The 1,672-nt window shown below is 56.2% G+C and carries 2 protein-coding genes; both read left to right on the top strand.

What is annotated here, in order from left to right; genetic code table 11:
• Positions 1 to 1,082: iron-containing alcohol dehydrogenase (locus BMZ81_RS13775; protein ID WP_091133094.1), on the top strand; the 1,082-nt coding region annotated here is incomplete at its 5' end.
• Positions 1,083 to 1,137: 55 nt separating this feature from the next.
• Positions 1,138 to 1,672, top strand: a 535-nt coding sequence (locus BMZ81_RS13770; protein ID WP_242942659.1) for an enoyl-CoA hydratase-related protein, incomplete at its 3' end; no start/stop codon positions are given.

Below are 1,672 nucleotides of genomic sequence, written 5' to 3'. Positions count from 1 at the left end.
TGCAAAGAATGGGTAAGAAGGCGCTGATTGTCACCGATTCCATGATGGTGGAATTGGGCAACTGTGCCAAGGTGGAAAAGGTCTTGGCAGATGCGGGCATTCATTATACTGTTTTTGACCGTATCGGCGGCGAGCCAACCGATCTGATGGTAAGGGATGGACTGGGCCAGTACAAAGCTGAGGGCTGCGATTTCTTGATTGCCTTAGGTGGCGGCAGCCCCTTGGACACGATGAAGTCCATCGGTGTTCTGGAGGCTGACGGCGGCGATGACATCACGGTTTACATGGGTAAGGAGATCACGGTTCCCGTACCTCCCATGGTCGCCATCCCCACCACTGCCGGTACTGGTTCTGAAGCAACGCAGTTCTCCATCATCAACGACACCAAAAACAACATCAAGATGCTGCTGAAGGGCAAGGTCATGCTCCCCGATCTGGCGATTGTCGATCCCCAGTTCACCATGACCGCACCTCCCAGAGTGACGGTCAACACCGGCCTGGATGCCCTTTGCCACGCTGTGGAAGCCTATACTTCCCGTAAAGCACAGACAATGTCCGACGTGTTTGCTGTCTCCGCGGTCAAGCGAATCTTCAAGTCTCTGCCCGTCGCTTTTGATGACGGCAAGAACGAAGATGCCCGCATTGAGATGTCCATTGCCGCCCTGGAAGCCGGTATTGCCTTCAACAATGCTTCCGTGACCCTGATCCACGGCATGAGCCGTCCCATTGGCGCCCTGTTCCACATTGCTCACGGCATGTCCAATGCCATTTTGATGAACGTCTGCCTGCGCTTTGCCGTGTCCGGCGCTTACGATCGTTTTGGTCAGCTGGGCCGCGAAATTGGTGTTGCAACTGCGCAGGATGATGATAAAACCGCGGCTGAGAAGTTCTTGGACGCTCTGGACGCCCTGACCGCTGAGCTGCAGGCACCCACTCTGGCTTCCGCCGGTGTAAACAGAGATGAGTTCTTCGCCTGCATCGACAAGATGGCACATGACGCCATGGACAGCGGCAGTCCTCAGAACACTATGCGGGACATGACCGAGGAAGACGTGAAGGAACTGTATAAGCAGCTCTGGTGAGTTCCGCGCAATTACACAACACAGAACACCTGAATGATAATTTAAGGAGGACTTTATGATGTACGAGCATCTGTTGATGGAGACCAAGGAGCAGGTAGCAGTTGTCACGATTAACAACCCCAAGTCTCTGAATGCGCTGAACAGCGCCACGCTGGCGGAGCTGAACGCATGCCTGGCAGAGATTGAGAAGAGTAAGGACATCCGTGTGGTAATTATAACGGGAGCCGGTGCCAAAGCCTTTGTGGCCGGTGCGGATATCTCCGAGATGGTAAATGCCACCGCTGCGGAGGGGCGCGCCATGGCCCTGTTGGCCAAGGAGGCTTTCCGCCGTCTGGAAACAATGCCGCAGGCGACCATCGCCGCTGTGAACGGATACGCGCTGGGCGGTGGCTGTGAGTTGGCCATGAGCTGCGACATCCGCGTTGCGGCAGAGAATGCCGTGTTTGGCCAGCCTGAGTGCGGCTTAGGCATTCTGCCTGGTTTCGGCGGCACACAGCGGCTTGCCCGTCTCGTGGGCAAGGGCCGGGCAAAGGAGCTGATCTTTACCTGCGATAAGATCGACGCCCAAGAGGCCTATCGCATTGGCCTGG

This window comes from Oscillibacter sp. PC13 (assembly GCF_900115635.1).
Lineage (GTDB): Bacteria > Bacillota > Clostridia > Oscillospirales > Oscillospiraceae > Oscillibacter.
Note: the sequence above shows the minus strand (reverse complement) of the source record. Positions and strands in the feature narration are given on the sequence as shown.